At 51.9% G+C, this 17,622-nt stretch carries 12 protein-coding genes and 1 pseudogene; all 13 read right to left on the reverse strand.

From position 1 onward, the window contains the following. Positions 1-428, reverse strand: a pseudogene (locus tag K5E19_RS04715) (hypothetical protein); the annotation flags it as partial. 14 nt (positions 429-442) lie between these two features. After that, positions 443-2,485 (reverse strand): peptidoglycan DD-metalloendopeptidase family protein, encoded by a 2,043-nt coding sequence (locus K5E19_RS04720; protein WP_221550210.1) that lies wholly within the window; start codon positions 2,483-2,485, stop codon positions 443-445. 2 nt (positions 2,486-2,487) lie between these two features. Further along, positions 2,488-5,139, reverse strand: a complete 2,652-nt coding sequence (locus K5E19_RS04725; protein ID WP_221550211.1) for a type VI secretion system Vgr family protein — start codon at positions 5,137-5,139, stop codon at positions 2,488-2,490. 79 nt (positions 5,140-5,218) lie between these two features. Next, a complete protein-coding gene (locus K5E19_RS04730; RefSeq protein WP_221550212.1) occupies positions 5,219-5,446 on the reverse strand; it encodes a hypothetical protein in 228 nt (75 codons plus the stop codon). Continuing rightward, positions 5,443-6,048: a DUF2778 domain-containing protein gene (locus K5E19_RS04735; protein ID WP_221550213.1), complete on the reverse strand. Its 606-nt coding sequence runs from the start codon at positions 6,046-6,048 to the stop codon at positions 5,443-5,445. The genes K5E19_RS04730 and K5E19_RS04735 overlap by 4 nt, the downstream gene beginning before the upstream one ends. Position 6,049: 1 nt before the next feature. Further along, a complete protein-coding gene (gene tssH, locus K5E19_RS04740) occupies positions 6,050-8,698 on the reverse strand; it encodes a type VI secretion system ATPase TssH (RefSeq protein ID WP_221550214.1) in 2,649 nt (882 codons plus the stop codon). A gap of 174 nt (positions 8,699-8,872) precedes the next feature. Beyond that, the gene (gene hcp, locus K5E19_RS04745; RefSeq protein ID WP_023325816.1) at positions 8,873-9,364 is read right to left on the reverse strand and encodes a type VI secretion system effector Hcp; all 492 of its coding nucleotides are present in this window, start codon (positions 9,362-9,364) and stop codon (positions 8,873-8,875) included. 4 nt (positions 9,365-9,368) lie between these two features. After that, positions 9,369-11,093 (reverse strand): OmpA family protein, encoded by a 1,725-nt coding sequence (locus K5E19_RS04750; RefSeq protein ID WP_221550215.1) that lies wholly within the window; start codon positions 11,091-11,093, stop codon positions 9,369-9,371. 3 nt (positions 11,094-11,096) lie between these two features. Then, positions 11,097-11,750 carry a type VI secretion system protein TssL, short form gene (gene tssL / locus K5E19_RS04755; RefSeq protein ID WP_221550216.1) on the reverse strand — a complete coding sequence of 218 codons (654 nt, stop codon included), beginning with the start codon at positions 11,748-11,750 and terminating at the stop codon, positions 11,097-11,099. Continuing rightward, positions 11,747-13,084 carry a type VI secretion system baseplate subunit TssK gene (gene tssK / locus K5E19_RS04760; protein ID WP_221550217.1) on the reverse strand — a complete coding sequence of 446 codons (1,338 nt, stop codon included), beginning with the start codon at positions 13,082-13,084 and terminating at the stop codon, positions 11,747-11,749. The genes tssL and tssK overlap by 4 nt, the downstream gene beginning before the upstream one ends. A gap of 18 nt (positions 13,085-13,102) precedes the next feature. Continuing rightward, a complete protein-coding gene (gene tssC / locus K5E19_RS04765; RefSeq protein WP_221550218.1) occupies positions 13,103-14,638 on the reverse strand; it encodes a type VI secretion system contractile sheath large subunit in 1,536 nt (511 codons plus the stop codon). Between the two features lie 40 nt (positions 14,639-14,678). Continuing rightward, entirely contained in the window at positions 14,679-15,170 is a 492-nt protein-coding gene (gene tssB / locus K5E19_RS04770) for a type VI secretion system contractile sheath small subunit (protein WP_221550219.1), read from the reverse strand. Positions 15,171-15,891: 721 nt separating this feature from the next. Next, a complete protein-coding gene (locus K5E19_RS04775; RefSeq protein ID WP_221550220.1) occupies positions 15,892-17,508 on the reverse strand; it encodes an ABC transporter substrate-binding protein in 1,617 nt (538 codons plus the stop codon). Positions 17,509-17,622: the final 114 nt, after the last annotated feature.

Genomic DNA, 17,622 nt, shown 5'->3' on the forward strand with positions numbered 1-17,622 from the left:
TTATTATAACAGTGTAAAGGAGAACCATAACTACTTACATCAGTGCTTTTTATAACAAACTGAGACAGTTTACCTCCACTTTTTATCCTGATGATTTGTTGTGGCAGATATGAATCAATATTTATATCTGGATAAATTCCTTTAGATACTTTAACTTGTTTTCCATCAAAAAATCCAACCCAAAAGTTCTGATTTTTATTGATCAACCAGTATTGATTTTGGAGCAATTTTTTTGTTCTTTCACTATCAGAGAGATTATTTTGACTATTTTTAAAATTAATAAATTGATCATCATATCTTTCATTTGCATCTTGATCAATTAAGCTTTCGAGACCATCGCCGGAAGATAATATCTCATCCTTTTTATCACTAGCGTTAGTGAACGATATTGAAAACAAAAAAACAAAAAAACAAAAAAACAAAAACATCTCATAATTTATCCCTATGGGTAGTCAAAACCATCAATAAATGGCGATGGATCTAAATGGAAATCACACCCTAAACCTGTATCCCATCTAGTTCGAACTTCAAAATGCAAATGAGCGCCCCTTGCAATTGTTGTCATCCTGTTCGCATTACCTGTATGACCTGTTTTACCTAAGATATCACCACACTCTACTTTTGCATTTCTCGATAAATGAGGGCTAATTTCAGATAAATGCGCATAAAAAAAATACACTCGTTCTAAGGGTTGATCTTCATATTTGCATAATTCTTTTTTATCTTCTGGAAGATCGTTTATATCCACGACAATACACAATGTTTTGCCGTAGGGTGCCGTATCGCTTGGATTCCTTATTATAAATTGAATATGACCATCTGCTACAGCATAAATTGGGGTCCCTGGTTCCGCTTTTATATCTACTCCCTGATGTGGTCTAGGATTACCGGCTGCATCCCGCCTCACGTCCTGTCCGAAACTTGCGCTCCTGGCGCTTATCATACCAGCCGTTCTTATTTGACAACTCTCTATAGGGTTATGCCATTGACTTGTAACCGGTGCTCGTGTCTGTGCTTGTGTCTGTAGACTCGGAACGCCCTCAGAAGGTAGGTCATTTTTTGGTATATATTTTGGATTCAGTTTATGAATAATATCTTTGATAGAATAATTTTTTTCTTCCGGCACAACCCTGTAATGATCAGGTACGATAAGTGAATCGTAATAGTCAATCATCCATGCTACAAAAGCGGTTCTATAAGTTCCATCAATAGAATGATAACGCTCTATTTTTATTGTATCTTTTAAATTGGAAAATAAACGTTTTTCGTATGTTGATTCAGTAGGGATATGATTCTTATCATAATTATTTTCTGCCACCTCATCTCCATTCATAATAATATCAACAGATCCAAGCGTTCCATTCGTATGAACAAGATAGGCAACTTTGACCATTTCGTCAGGTTCAAGTGCTTTGATAGAAAGTAAGTTCCACTTATTAATTAATTCTTCAATACTCTTTCGGTCAAGTAAACCAATCATATCAATATTATATTCTGCATTAAGCCGTAAAGATAAAACAGTATCTGTATCAATTTCTGCTATAGTTCCGTCAACCGTTTCTCCCCAAAGCTTTTTATTTCTGTATATTAATTTCTGGTATGAATATTTTCCTGTTATAAACTGATAAACTCTGGATTCAGGTTTAGCACAAAGAGACAACCATGTATCAGGCTTAAACTGCCCTAACCCTACCGCCCCAGAACCGGTATTATTAGTAGCGTTTGCTTTCCATCGTGACTCCGCATAGATTAATGCTGCAAGTCCCTCTGGTTGGAAATCATATTTTTTAGCCGCTTCAATAATATAATCACGATATTGCTCTGCCTCCGGAGGAAGGCGCAATCCCTCACTGACATTTCCGATATTATTCACACTGATGGGGACCCCACCTTCAATTCTAGTGGTTTGATTCAAAGAAGGCGTCGGGCTTTCCATTGTTTTATCTTTTGAGGAACTGGAAGCAGAGGGATTACCTTTTTGTTTTGCTTTTTCTTTCTCCTGTTTTTTACTCGATTGTTGAGTACCTTGTTTAACGCTTGTACTCCCTTTTATTATCATTTCTCTGGACGATATCCGCAGACTTAACCTTCCCAGCGGCAGTTTTTTATGATTGGCAATCAAAATATATTCTTTTTCATTCAAATGCTGTAGTTCAACCTTTATACCTTTGGTACTATCCTCAATAAGCAGACCAGCCACAATTCCATTACCGTCGGTTAGATAATCATAGGCCTTACCATCGAAAGTGATTCTGACTTTTACATTCGTAAGTGGGCGCCAGGCAAGATCACAAATTATCAAAGCTAATTGAGTATCATATACCTTATCTTTCGAGGGTAAGTTTAATATCTGTCCGGGCTGGATTATATGTTGTTCTGCTTTAGTGCGAAGACCATTAATATTTGTAAGTTCATTGATATCTATTCCAAATCTACGACTTATTTTCCACAGACTGTCACCTTTCTGAACGGTATACTTTTCCATGGTTATTCCTTATCTTGTTCGTTTATTTCACAATCATACTGCGGACCATGCTCACCAAAATCCAGATCATCATAAATCTCATCTTCAATCTCATGTTCATCATCATTAGAAAAAAGGCTCGTCCATTTATCATCACCGATTATTGCATGAAAATTTTTATTCTCAGGTTGCTCAAAACAACCTGACTCTCCATTATTAAAAGCAGAACTCCATATTTTTTCTTTTGATTCACTGTCAAACAGGCTCACTTTCATAACAGATGGCGCAGCATTACCTAGAGCATCTAACAACATGAAACTCATTGATTGGGGACCACTACCGGGAAGATCCGGAATATTTGACTGCATAGAAACTGGGCCACTATAGAGAAGCTTACTTTGCTTCATCATAATATCACCAGGGCAGCCTAGCTCGATGTTTCCTCCGGATAGGCGGATATATGCCCCACCAGCACAGCTCAACGTTAAGGTTTTTGCCGCTGTAAAAGTCATATTCTCTGTTGTACTGGTCAGAGAAATATTTTTCTTAGCAATTACTTCAACATTTCCTGACTGAGCTTGTGATATTAGATCGCCTTTGGCTGCAATAGATTCTATGCCCTCAGCTTCGGTAAATATTGATATTTTTTCTGAAGCGGCAAGGGTAATATTTTTCTTTGCTCCAAGTTCAACATTTTGCCCTGCAGTCAAAAAAATATTTTCACTTGCAACTGTCTGAAAATGGTTTCCACTGGTTAATGCAATACCTTCCGGTGCACTCATCAGCAATACAGCCTGCTTTAGCGTAAGTAACTTCTCTTCCATCAGTGCCTGTTGCTGCTCATATTTCAAGAGCTGTGCATTTGCTGCTGATGCTGCCTGTGACAGAGACTCCATTTGACTAACAGCTTGCGCCAATAAGGAATGTGCTGCTGCCATATCCAGCACTTTCCCCTGTGCTTCAGGCTGGCTGTCTGCAGTAATGAATATCCCTTTCCCCGCCCGGATACCTCCCCACTCGTCAGTGCGCAGCTCAAAACCTTCCCCCCGCAATGCCCTATTTGCATTGACCAAATGTCCTAAATTAAGCTGCGTCTTGCCCCCGTACTCAGTACTGAGCTTAATATGCTCTTCACCGCGCTTGTCCTCCATCCGCAGCTTGTTCAGACCAGCAGTGCGAATGACGTTGCGCGTGCTGTTGGCTTCAGTCACATGATCAACATGGCGGGAGTCATGAAGCGCATGGGCAATATACGGACGATCAGGATCGCCCTCATGGAACGCAATGGCGACTTCAGTACCCTGAATCAGTGGGAAGTGGAAACCGTACTTATCACCACCATAAGGCTTGGCAAAACGCACCGGCATGCTTTCCATGCCCTGGCGTTTATCGTCGCGGTCAGCATCAAATTTCACCCGGTACATGCCGGATGCATCCTGCCAGGCGTAGATGTCGTTATCTTTGGCACTGGTGACACGCGCCATCACGGTGCCGCTGACCACCGGACGCTTTTTCGCGGCTGGACGCCAGCATCGGTTCTCGTAGTACGGCATAGCCGCCCATTCAACCTTCAGCGCGCTCTGACGGCTGGCGGAGTAACCCGCGCTAATGATGACAAGACCGTTTTCGGTTTCTCGCGGCAGCGTCGGTGGGATAGCCGTCTCGGTGATAGTCAACACCTGAGCCGGGCCCAGGGTATGGTCGGTACTGCTGCCAGTTACAGTGGTCTGGGTGGAAAGGTAGCGTTCATGCTCCAGGCGTGCCCAGAAGTTACCTGTTTCCGCTTCGGGGTTAATTTTGTCGCCACGTTCAAGGTGACGCGGGCGATAATGGTACACATCGCCGTAGGTGTTCCCTTCCCCGTCCCCGCGGGTCATGTCCGCCGGCACGGACGTCAGGACGTTCTGGGCTTCGCGGTGGTTGTAATCGCTGGCAGTGACCGAGCGCTCCACCACGTTATGCCACACGTGCACATCCCACACCGAGTCGGCCGCATTGTCATTCGCCCCTGACGGGCTATTCAGCGGGAGTTTTTTACCAAACGTCCAGGCGCTTTGCTTGTCCGCAAAGTGCACTACTTCGGTCTGGGTATCAGACTGCAGGGTGAAGAAGTAAAAAATCCCCACCTCCGCCAGCAGGCGTTCAATGAAGGCGAGGTCGTTTTCCTGATACTGGTTAATCTGCTCACGCTTTGGATAATCGGCTTTGAGGGTAAACTCATACTCCCAGCCTTTCAGGCCATGTTCCGTGAGCACCTCTGCAACCACTTCCGGCACCGACTTGTTGACGAAAAAGCGATGGGTGCGGAACTGATTCCCCAGCAATGCCAGGAACGGTTCCAGCACGATGCAGTAATGCGCTTCATCTGCTGAACCACCGGTACGCTCGAAACGGGTCACCACTCCGTGAACCACCTTGCGCTCCGCCAGGGAAAGCAAATTGCCCGCGCCCATGGTCAGGGTCGCCGGCTTACTCAGCATCTGGCGGGCATCAATGTTCTTGTCGGCGCTGGTGAAATTGATGGTGTAGCTGTAAAGCTCGCTCATCGCTTCTGAGCCGCTGAAGTCCTCCACGTCGATATCGGCCGTACAGGAAGGGATATCGAGGCGGTAGCGGTTCAGGGCTTTTCCGGTGACGGTGGCCACCATCGTGTTCAGGGTATCCGTCAGGCTCATGGCATTGACTCCATTGTGTATTCGGTTATTCCGTCAGGGCTGGCGCGGGCCAGTATCGGTCAGAGAAGCAGAAAACGGACTATTTATTCAGACGATTGCGCAGCCAGTGGAGCAGGGTCAGCAGGAGGTATGCCCCGATGCCGCTCAGCAGGGCTTTTATCAGGATGACCGTCATCGCCAGGTTATCCATCCCCTCTTCGCCGTCTCCCGGCACCGGAAGGTGGTTGATGACAAAATCGGTAAGGCTGCCATCGGGAAGGAAGAACGACCCGACCAATGCCAGGACCAGTACGAGCAGGATTTTCATTCTGCGCTCTCCATGCGTTTCTTCAGGGCCTGTTGTGCCCGACGCTTGTCAGCGTTTTCCTTTTCCTTGACCTCTTTCTCGCACTGGCTGAAATCGGGCGTACCGCGCACATCAATACGGGCCCAGGCCATCAGGCCGTTGCCCCCCGGAACCGTAAACGTACCGCGGCTCAGTAAAAGACGGCGCAGATGCTGGAAGTCACTGTAACGACGCAGGGTGATACAGCCCCATGAAACACCGGTTCCGTCGCTGTTCAGCGGATGAAGTCGAAATCCGGTCCGGTTCAGGCCATTCACATTCAGACTGTCTTTTTTGGTTTTATCGCTGAACAGTGCAAACCATTCAGAATGATGATTCCGGTAACCATTCCACGCATCAATCGCCTCTGCCCTGACGCGGTTATACAGACTGCCGGCAGGCCTGTCGGTCACCCAGTATGTACCGGGTGGAATAGCCGCCTTCTCATGGTCGGCACAGTCAGGGTTATTAATATAGCGCTCAATCCCCGACAGCACTTCAAACGTCCCGATGCCGTAGCATTTCAGATACGCCGTTTTGCCATCCGTCGACAGGTTGCTGTAATCCATCTTGCAAATCTGCATTTCAGCCTCCGTGCGCCTCATTAAACATCAGTACAATCCCTTCATCATCATTCCAGCCGAGCGTCAGGGAGTGAGGTTTCTGTTTTGCAGCCATGCGGGCCAACAGTTGCTGGCTCAGTACCGGCAGAATTTGCTGGTTGAGCAGGCTGTCGACGTTGCGCGCACCGGTATCCGGCAGCAGGCAGGCGGCGGTCAGCGCGTCATACAGGCTCTCATCAATCTGCGTGGTCAGGCCATAGTGGCGGTTAAGGCGCGTGCTGACTTGCGAAAGTTTCATTTTCACGATGGTACGCATCGCCGCTTCGGCGAGCGGACGGTAAATCACAGTCTGGAAGCGGGCCAGCAGCGCGGGCTGGAAGTGGTCACGTAAAATCGGGCGCAGCAGTTCCTGCATATCCCCTTCGGTGGCGTCCGGCTGTTCATCCAGCAGTTGCATCAGGTGGTCGCTGCCCAAGTTGGAGGTCATCAGAATAACGGTGTTACGGAAATCAATCTCGCGCCCTTCGCCGTCACGCATAAAGCCCCGGTCGAATACCTGATAAAACAGGTTCATTACGTCACGGTGCGCCTTTTCCACTTCATCCAGCAGCACCACGCTGTACGGGCGCTTGCGCACCGCTTCGGTGAGAATACCGCCCTGACCGTAACCGACATAACCCGGAGGTGAGCCCTTCAACTGGGACACGGTGTGCGGTTCCTGGTATTCGGAGAGATTGATGGTAATCAGCGATTTTTCTCCCCCATACATCACATCCGCTAGCGCAAGCGCGGTTTCGGTCTTACCTACACCGCTCGGACCGACAAGAAGAAATACACCTTGCGGGCCGTTCTCAGACGTAAGCCCGGTTTTTGCGGCGCGCAAGCGCTGAGCGATGGCCTCGAGCGCCACATCCTGACCGACAACACGTCTGCCGATTTCGTTTTCCAGGTTCAGCAACTCCGTCTGCTCGTCTTTCATTAGGGAAGAAAGCGGCACACCTGTCCAGTCGGCAATCACGGTGGCAACGGTACGCACGTCCACATCAACAGAAAGCAGTGGGTTGCTGTGCTGCATACCGTTCAGCTCCAGCTGCAGCGCATGCGTTTCACTCTGGCGAGAGATGTCCTGGCGGCTTTCCCGCAATTGTTCGATGAGATTAAGTTCCTGCCCGTACCGGGTTTCCAGTTCATCCAGCTCGACTATCAGGCGTACTTCTTCCTGTTCAATCGCGGCCAGTCGCTCACCATGTTGCTGATTACCCACAGCGATGTCTTCCAGCAGCGCCTGTTTCTCCATTTCAAGAGAGGTCATCTGTGAGCGAATGCGGGTCAGAGGTTCCGGAATGGTATCAAGGCTCATGCGCACACGAGCGCTCGCGGTGTCCAGTAGGTCAACAGCTTTGTCCGGCAGCTGACGCCCCGTCAGATAGCGTCGGGAAAGCGTCACGGCTGCGCGTACCGCGTCATCGGTGATATGCACGTTGTGGTGTTCAGCGTAGCGGGATTTCAGCCCCCTGAGCATCAGGCATGCCGTGTCGTCATCCGGCTCGTCCACTTTGACCATCTGGAAGCGGCGTTCCAGGGCAGCGTCGCGCTCAAAATATTGTTTGTATTCGCTCCAGGTGGTCGCGGCGATGGTGCGCAGTTCACCGCGGGCAAGCGCCGGTTTCAGCAGGTTTGCCGCATCGGCACCGCCCGCCTGATTTCCGGCACCAATAATGGTGTGGGCTTCGTCGATAAACAGCAATATCGGCACTGGTGACTGCTGTACCGCATCGATGACGTTTTTCAGACGCTGTTCGAACTCGCCTTTCACGCCTGCTCCCGCCTGTAACAGGCCGAGGTCGAGGGTACGCAGCACCACCGGCTTGAGCGATTCCGGTACGTTGCCCCCGGCGATACGCAGCGCCAGCCCTTCGACCAGCGCCGTTTTGCCGACGCCAGGTTCGCCGACCAGGATCGGATTGTTTTTGCGGCGACGGGAGAGAATGTCCACCATCTGGCGAATTTCGGTGTCACGGCCAAACACCGGGTCGATTTTGCCCTCTTTCGCTCTGGCGGTAACGTCGAGGGTAAATTTATCCAGTGCGTTCTGTAGCGCCGGGTTCAGTTCGCCGTCTTTTGTCTGGGCGCCGACCGGACGTCCAACAAATTCCACTTCACCACCGTGATTTTGTGCCAGTTCTGCTTCCTGATGTACATCCGGACGTTCATCAGACTGCGCGTCCAATAGCGGGCGAAGACGATCAAGCTGGCTCTGGCCGAGCGTCAGCAAAGGCCACAAACCGTTGCAGCGCGCCAGTTTAGGCTTATTGACCAGCACCATTAGCAGATGGACACTGCGGATGTGCTCTTCGCCGTTAAGGGAGGCAATCAGCCAGGCTTCCTGCATCAGTTTCTTGATATCAGAGGACAACTGCGGGCGACTGCGTACCGAACGCGGTTGATTATCCAGCCAGCCGAGCAATTCCTGCCATAGCGCATCCATATCCCACTCGTAGCGGCGCGCCAGCACCGTCAGGTCACCTTCCCCCTGCTCCAGCAATTTCAGCAGCCAGTGCTCGGGCAGGATTTCTGCATGCGCGCGGGTCTGGCAGAGCGAGGCAGCGCCTTCCATCGCACGGGCACAGTAAGGGTTCAGACGTCGCAGCAGGATGGCTGGATTTTCCATGACTTTCTCTCTTTGTCGGTTCCTGGACACGCTACCGCCCATCGCTGTTTCCCGTGACGGGGACCAAAGCGCATGAGGTCGGGCTGGCAGATTGTGGGTTTCTTTGCTCAACGCCCGTTTCAAACAGGCACTCAGCAAAAAACTGCGGACAGGAAAACCCTGCCCGCATCAGGATTACGCGGTGGCGCGTTCGTTCCAGGAATCGGAATGAATGATGTTGCCGTCTTTGTAGGTCCAGGTGATTTTTTCGTAACGCAGTTCTACGCGCTCAAGATGGTTGTGCTTCTCTTTGGAAGGATCCTTGATGTCGTACATTTCAGGATTCACTTTCACCACTTTTACGTTCTCGAGTTTGGTGTTGAAGTACTCAACTTCCTGGCCTGCATCGTTAATTTTGTACCATTTGAATTCCGCAGACTTCAGGGTCTGACCGGTGGTCACTGCCTTGTACAGGTATGGGCTGGACGAATCGATTTCCTTAGTGAACAGGAACGGCGTGTGGATACGAGTACCGGTCAGTTTGCCGGTGTTGTTATCGGTCGGGATGTACAGGTTATGCTCCTGAGCCACCACTTCGATGCTTCCTTCACGGTCCTGAACGTCAACAGACCCTTTGATGTCCGCGCCGCCGTCGTCTTTCAGCCAAAGATAAACAGGAATTGCCATGGAATTACTCTCCATTGTGTAGTGAAGCGCCATCATCCTGCGATGACGCTGAGGGTTTGCCTGGCATCAGACAGGCATTTGCCTGCGGTACCAGACTGATTTCGACACGGCGGTTAAGCGCACGGCCTTCCGGGGTGTCATTGGTTGCGACAGGGCGGCTTTCGCCATAGCCCTGCACTGCAAAACAGCTTTCCGGCACGTCGCCAGTGTCACGCATCCAGTTGCGCACGGACTCCGCGCGCTTAAGCGACAGCACCTGGTTTGATTTGTCATCTCCCGTGCTATCGGTATGGCCCGCCACCACAATCAGCCAGCCGGGCTTAACCTTGATGCCAACCAGCGAGTTCACCAGCAACTTCGTCGAGCCGGGTTTCAGCGCCCATCTGCCAGTGTCGAACAGGGACATGTTGTCAAGGCGAATGGTTTTCGGACCCTGAATAATTTTCTTTATGACCGGTGGAGGCGGTGGCGGCGGTGCCCAGTCGCTCACGGCGGCCTCAACAGGCGGAACAAGACGCATCCCCTGATACAGACCCAGACGGTAGCGCAGAGGCTCCCCGCGACGCGCCCAGTCGTCCAACAATGCGCCATCGGCTCGCAGGCGCTGTTGCGCCCGGAGTTTCGGTGCAACCGGCGTGCCGGTGAGATGGTGGTATAACGCAAGATGATCGCCAACATTACGGATAAGACGCTGGTTGTTCATCCAGGACGCCAGCATGGCAAGGGCCAGGAAAATCCCGCCCAGAAAACCGACGTAACGCCAGAACACCATCCGGCGACTGACACCACGTCGTCGCGGTAACCCCGACAGCAGTTGTTCAGGCAGTGGCAGTGGCTCTGTAGTCAGGGCAACATCCGGTGGCAGCGCGGTCACGGCAGTAATGTGCTGTTGCCAGAGATTGCACTGGGTACCGCTCACCGGAACCATGCACATGCCCTGTACGCAGGGTTTCATCGCCGGTAACTCACCCCGCCGTACCGATAGCAGTTCATTGACCGCGCCGTTCTGCCAGGCAAGCAGACCGTCCAGCCACAGACCCTGACTCAGACGCGAAAGACGTCCGTCTGCACCGGTCTCCCGGATCCACTCTGTTAGTGACACATTGCCCTGACCGGGCTGATATACCTGAATACCGGTCCGCTGACTTACTGTGGTAAACCAGACGGGCTCAGCCTCCGCACAGGCCGCGGGTGGAGATACCCAGGTAACGGTCCACAGCGGAGGGATCATGCCGAATGCCGCACGGCACTGGACGACAGCCCGCTGCCATCCCCGCAGGGACTGGGTAAAATCATCACCGGATGTGTGCAACTCGGGTACTACCGCCAGCATGACCGAGATCTGCGATACCAGGGCTGGGCGGACAAGGCTCAGGTGCTGCGCCAGGAGTGGCAGCTGTTCTGCATCCTTCACCCACAGATACCAGCCCTGCCGGGTTTCCCGGTAACGGGCTCCTGGCACAAACAGAGGGGTGTTGTCGCCAGAAACGAGGATAACAGCCCCCTGAAAATCTTCCGGGGGCAGGTTTTCATCCACAATCTCCCGTAGTGCGGTCGCCCGCGCCTGAAAAGCCCGGTGCTGACGCCAGAACATCACCCCGGCTACCAGAGTAACAAGTAGGCTGAGTGCCACACGGCTACCCATGGACAGTGGCCAGAATCCCAGGATGAGCCACAGCGCCAGTACTGCACCCAGGGCAGTTAACAGACTTCGGTACACTTCCCGCATCGCTTACCCCAACCTGACAGTCTGGCTTACCAGCTCGGTAAGCGAGGACGAGAGGAAGAACCAGAGTGCCGCCAGAGCGACAGCGGCCACAACCCAGGTCAGCCAGTACCAACGGCGGCCACTGCGCAGGTGTGATGCGCGGGCAACAATGGGGGCGTCCTGAGCCAGCGTGAACGCAGGCACCCGTTCCGCGAGTGCGCGAACAACATCTTCCCGACGCTCATCATCCTGGGCACGATACTGACCAACGAACCCCAGCTGCAGGGTCCGGTACATGCAGGTCAGGACGGCGGCATCAGGGGCGGTTTCCTTCAGCAGATCGCGGATCCGTTCCCATAACTCCTCACCGGCATTGAGGGTGCCAAAGAAATGCGCCTGCAGCGGATCGCGGTGCCAGGTCAGGTAGCCATCATCGGTGGTTCCCCGGTTCATCACGCTCTCATCAAGCAGCGCACACAGGGCATACACCATATGGTCACGGCTGGTGTCGCTGTAACCTGCCTCCGTGAGCGCAGCCTTCGCCTCCAGCACCAGACGGCAGGCCTTGCGATAGAGCCCTTCCCCGTCACGGACTTCCTGACCGCCCCGCAGTTGGCTGACCATCAGCCATCCCGGGTAGAAGATACGTTCTGTCTGACTGAGTTCGGATTTATTCATGTGCGCAGCACCGCAAAGAGTTCAAGTTTCACATCCCCCAGTGAGCGCGGGATATAGAAGGTGCAGTTGCCCATTTCAAGCATCGCCCGTGCCGCCTCAGTACTCAGATCCAGCGAGAAATACTGGTTCTCAAGACGTAACGGAATAGCAGCCGGAACATGCGTCAGAGGCTTGATAAGCATCCCGCTCAGGGCCACATTCACCACATCTGAAACATCATCAGAGCTACCCGCTTTACACAGCTGCGGGAATTTCGTCTGAAGCTCATGGTTCGGCATGGAGGAGCGTACGGAGAGGTAAAAGTCTGCCCCTTCGCGCAGACGCGCATCGTGCAGGGCACCTTTCCAGATCTGGTCCTGATGCTCCAGGTGGATACTCACCACCCGCGACGGCAGGCTGGCTTCCAGAAGTTTATCGAGCAGCGTCAGCAACGGCGGGAATACCCGTTCCGGTGCATCGTGCTGATAATCAGGAATGTCACTGGCGTCGTGCTCCAGTGAGAAGGTCAGCAGGCTGCCGGCCAGACGGGTCAGTTCTCGGTACAGCAGTTCCGGATGACGATCCGGCGTCTGCAGCAGTTCTGTCAACACCGGCTCGGCACTGTTCAGGGCATTGAGCAGCCAGAATAGGGAGACATCCGCGACCGCAAAATCGGCCATCCGCTCATTGCTTTCACGTCTCATGGCCATCAGGCGACGGCGGCGAACCTGCAGGCGGACCAGCAGGTCCCCCAGTTCGGCGGTCAGCAACGGGCTTGCAGAAATGGAAAGCATCGGCGGAATGAAAGCTGGGTCCCGGCTCCACTGCCCCTGAGCATTACGAACCAGACGGGCTACCGGACAGGTCAAGTAAGCCGTATTTTCCTGGCTAGACAGACGCAGGGTCAGTGCATGACGCAAAATAGCGAGTTCCCCGCTTTCATGACCCGCCAGCTCCTGCACCACCACACGTTCAGCTTTCCAGCGACGCGGGCGCTCACTGTCCTGCCCGTTATCGAGGTTGCCACCACTGGCGCTCAGTAACGGCAGTGCTGCAACCACGTCAACAACCTCACTGCTGGCCGCGACAGACACATCGCAAACCGGAGGAAGATTGTCTGCCAGGTTCGTATCAACAAGAGTACCGTCCTGAAAGCGCAGCACCAGACGGGTGGCATTCAGGCGCGAGAGCGCCAGTGAAGCATCATCGAACTCTGCAGCAATCACGCCCCAGGGATGAGAAATACCCATCCGGGCGACCATACTGGCAACGTGCTCATTCCAGCGGGCCTGCTGCTGGAACTGTTGCGGGGCCAGAGCGGCCCCATCCTCCCAAAGTGGGCGGTAAATTTTCATCCCTGAGATCTCCCCGCCTTACGCTTTCGCTTTCGGCATCTGGCTTACCAGAGACAAGTTCACGTCCATCCCTTCCACCTGGAAGTGCGGCACTGCAAACAGCTTCACGCGGAAGAAGCCCGGGTTGTCCTCGATGTCTTCCACCACTACCTTCGCGTCGCGCAGCGGGTGGGATGCCTGCAGCTCGTCGCCCGGATCGGTCATTTCCGTCACCAGTCCACGCACCCAGGTGTTCAACTCCAGCTCCAGCAGACGGCGATCCTTGGTGGTGCCGATGTTTTCGCGCTGAATCAGCTTCAGGTAATGCGCAATGCGCGACAGCAGGAAGATGTACGGCAGACGCGCGTTGATGCGGCTGTTGGCGGTGGCATCCGCGGTATCGTAAAGCGCCGGTTTCTGGGCAGAGTTAGCCGAGAAGAAGCAGGCGTAGTCGCGGTTTTTGTAATAAGACAGCGGGATAAAGCCCAGGTTGGCGAATTCAAACTCGCGGGTTTCCGGAATCATCACTTCAGATGGGATTTTCACCTGGTTTCCAGTGCCAAGGTCATACAGGTGGATCGGCAGATCTTTCACCGCACCACCTGCCTGCGGGCCACGGATCTGCACGCACCAGCCATTATTGATGAAGCTCTTCACCATGTTTGAGGCGAAAGAGAATGACGCGCTGGTCCACAAATACTTTTCGTGATCCGGGCCCTTCACCTGCTCGACATAGTTGAAGCTGCGCACCGGCACGGTGTCCGGACCGTACGGCAGACGCCCCAGCACGCGCGGCATCACCAGGCCGATATAGCGTGAGTCGTCGGTGTCGCGGAAGGATTTCCACTTAATGTACTCAGCACGGTCAAAGTAGTTGCCGATATCTTTAATCGCCGCAACCTCTTCCATGGAGTCTTTCAGGAAGAATTTCGGGCCGACTGCACCGATAAACGGCATGTGTGCCGCGGCTGACACTTTAGAGATGTTGCGTAGCAGCGCCACGTCCTGCGGGCTGGCATCGAATTCATAGGAGGAGATCACTGAGCCAATCGGCTCTCCGCCTGGGGTGTCATATTCGGCGGTATAGGTGTGCCAGTAGAGTCCGCTCTGGATCAGTTCCGGCGCGTCTTCGAAGTCCTGACGCAGATCGTCTTTTGAGACGTCCAGAATTTCAGTCTTCACGTTCTGGCGGTAGTCAGTGCTGTCCACCAGTTGCTTCAGACCGCGCCACAGCGATTCCACTTTCTGGAACTCTTGATGGTGCATCACCGCGTCCAACTGGCGGCTGATCTGGAAATCCAGCTCCGCGATGTGGTGGTCAATCAGCGTTTTGTCGAGTTTCTCGACCTGCTGACCGGACTTGCGGATGCAGTCCATAAATACCTGCATCGCCGCCGTCAGGCGCTCGCCAGCTGGCGCGTCAGAAAGCGCCGCATCATCCAGAAACGCGTTAATATCACCCAGGCTTGAGGCCGGGATCAGGTTGATTTTTTCAAACAGGGAGGCGTAAACGCTCTCTTTTTCAAGTACGGTGGTCTGCCCCTGTACGGAGGCGGTTTCAGAATTTACAGACATCAGCATATTCCCGGTTAATCCATTAAATAACGCACGCCGCTTATTTCGGGGCCAGTGCACTCATTTCGTCGCGTAATTCCTGAGACAGCGCCGGGTCTTTAAGAATTTTCTCGAGTTCTTTTCTGAAAGTAGCGTTATCAAGGAGATTAGATTTCAGATCGCGTAATAAATTACGCATCGCCAGCATGGCGCGGAGCTGAGGGATCTGACGGGCCACCTGCTCAGGCTCGAAATCTTTAATATCGGAAAAACGCAGTTTCACATTTTCTTCCGTACCCTCTCCAGCCAACGTGTTCTGCACAATCAGATTTACCTCCGGGCTAAATTCCGAAAGTACACTATTAAAATTATTTTTATTGACGTTGATTTTTTCTCTTTCAGATAATGGACGGCTTTCTTTGCCATTACTGAAATCACCGACGGTGAGGAGTTTAAGCGGCAGTTCGACTTTCTTCTGTGCGCCACCAGTGTGCAGAGCCAACTTTAAATTTATGCGTGCCTTCGGCACCTCGTTCTGGAACGTATCGGCCATAGCGGTCCCTTTCCTTAAGGAATGTTTGTTGGAAATAACGATGTTTCTTTACAAATCCATAGTAGAACAAAACACCAAACAAGATCAACTAAACAGACCATAGATCTGACATAAGAATTTTATTAAGAATTTTAGACTGCAAACAGATAGAGAGTCACGCCAATAAAACATAAACTTCACAAAGCATTAACCACTTTATTCACAAACCAATAGAATTAATATCCACCAGTGATGAAAACAACACCCTTATATCAAAGCGCCGACATTTTATTGATATAAATCAATACTTGAATGCTGTAATAGACACCCTAACGCTTGAGAAATTTCCGAAGTCAGAAATACCAATAGGATAATTTTTTTAAAAAGACCAGTAATAAAAAGGTCCAATATTGGACAAAATATAAATTCAGAACCGCAATGAAAATATGATTATTATTCGCACCATGAATACACTATTCAGACGAAAGATGTTCCATGCAGTAATAGTCCATTATTGACCTGTACATCATAACTGATAGAACCCAACGTAAGGTTTATTCCAATTGAGGCACAACTGTCAATATAACAGCTTCGTAATAAGGTTTCCCAGACTTAATTGCTGGATACCCTTTTTCGGATTTTAACTGTGGCGAGAGAGAGTCAAATGTAGAAACTGGCGCTGCAAGCGCGCCAGCTCAGGTTTTGCGGGAGTAGCCTTAGGTTATCAGGCAACCTGTACTGATTAGTGATTTTCGATATACATCGTCCGGCTATAGGCTACGTCTTCGGGGTTATTAATCGGATAACCTTTCACCCACGGTTTGATCAAGCGTCCATTGGTATACTGATAAATCGGGGCTATCGGCGCTTTCTCGGTCAGGATTTTTTCAGCCACGTTGTAATCTTCGTTACGCGCTTTCTCGGTGGTTTCAAGCGTCGCCTGGTTGATAATCTTGTCGTAAGCCGGGTCCTTGAAACGGGAAATATTGCCGCTGTGGGTTGAGGTAAGCAGCGACAGGAACGTCGACGGCTCGTTGTAATCCCCTACCCACGACGCGCGGATCACATCAAAATTACCGGTGTTACGGCTGTCTATGTAGGTTTTCCACTCCTGGTTTTGCAATTTGACATCGACACCCAGGTTTTTCTTCCACATCGAGGCCACGGCGATGGCAATCTTCTGGTGGTTCTCGGACGTGTTGTACAGCAGAGTGAGCTTCAGAGGGCGCTGCGGACCGTAACCTGCCGCCTGCAACAGCGTCCTCGCCTGTGCATTTAACTCCTGCTGCGACATCTGCTCAAGGGGGGATGTCTCCGGCGTAAAACCAGCCGTGACGTCAGGAGTGAAGTGCCAGGCAGGTTTCTCACCGGTACCCAGCACTTTTTCCGCCATAATGCGTCGATCGATTGTCATGCTCAGCGCCAGACGCACGCGAGCGTCAGCCGTTGGTCCTTTCTCCGTGTTGAACGCATAGTAATAGGTGCCCAGCTGCGGTGGCGTATACACCTGCCCCGGAATATCCTTCAGCAGCTTCTGATACATATTTTTCGGGAACGACTCGGTGATATCAATATCGCCCGCGAGATAACGTTTTGTTGCTGAAGACTCCTGGTTAATGGGCACAAAAGTGACTTTTTTCAGTACCGTTTTGGCATTGTCCCAGTAGTGCGTATTCGGCTCCACCACCAGCTTCTCGTTGACCACACGATCTTTCAACACATACGCACCGTTCCCCACAAGGCTGCCCGGACGCGTCCACTCTTTACCACTCTCAACATTGGCTTTCTGGACAGGATAAAACGCGAAGTTAGCCGTCAGGTTGCTGAACCAGGGCAGCGGTTTATCCAGCTGTACGCGCAGCGTTCTGGCATCAACGGCCGTAACGCCAAGCGTATCAGGCGCAGCTTTACCATCGATAATCGCCTGCGCGTTGTTGATACCCGCCAACGCCACAAACCACGCAAACGGTGAGGTGGTTTTTGGGTCAACCAGACGCTGCCAGCTGTAGACAAAATCCTGCGCCGTCACGGGCGTGCCGTCAGACCATCGGGCGTTATCTCGCAGCGTGAAGGTCCAGACGCGGTTATCGTTGCTCTGCCAGCGCGTTGCCACGCCGGGGGTCAGTTCCCCTTTTTCATTCTGATTCACCAGGCCTTCATAGAGGTCACGGATCACCTGAATTTCAGGCAAACCCACGGCCTTAGCCGGATCGAGCGAAGCCGGTTCGTCTTTAATGTGTCTCACCAGTTCCTGTTTTTGCGCCAGAACTGTCCCCCGCGGCACATCAGCAGCGTACGAAAGTGAAGAAAGTCCGCACAACCAGAGTGCAGTACAGAGACGCGAAACAGGATGCTTCATAAGATCCCCTTGATTGAATTCAGATAACCAGCAGATGCGTAATTATTTGTTTCACAAATGAGAAAAGCAAATACCTTCATCCGGAAAGTTGATATCTGGCAATTTTCCGCTATT

The sequence above is a fragment of the Enterobacter sp. RIT637 genome (genome assembly GCF_019718755.1).
Classification (GTDB): Bacteria; Pseudomonadota; Gammaproteobacteria; order Enterobacterales; family Enterobacteriaceae; genus Enterobacter.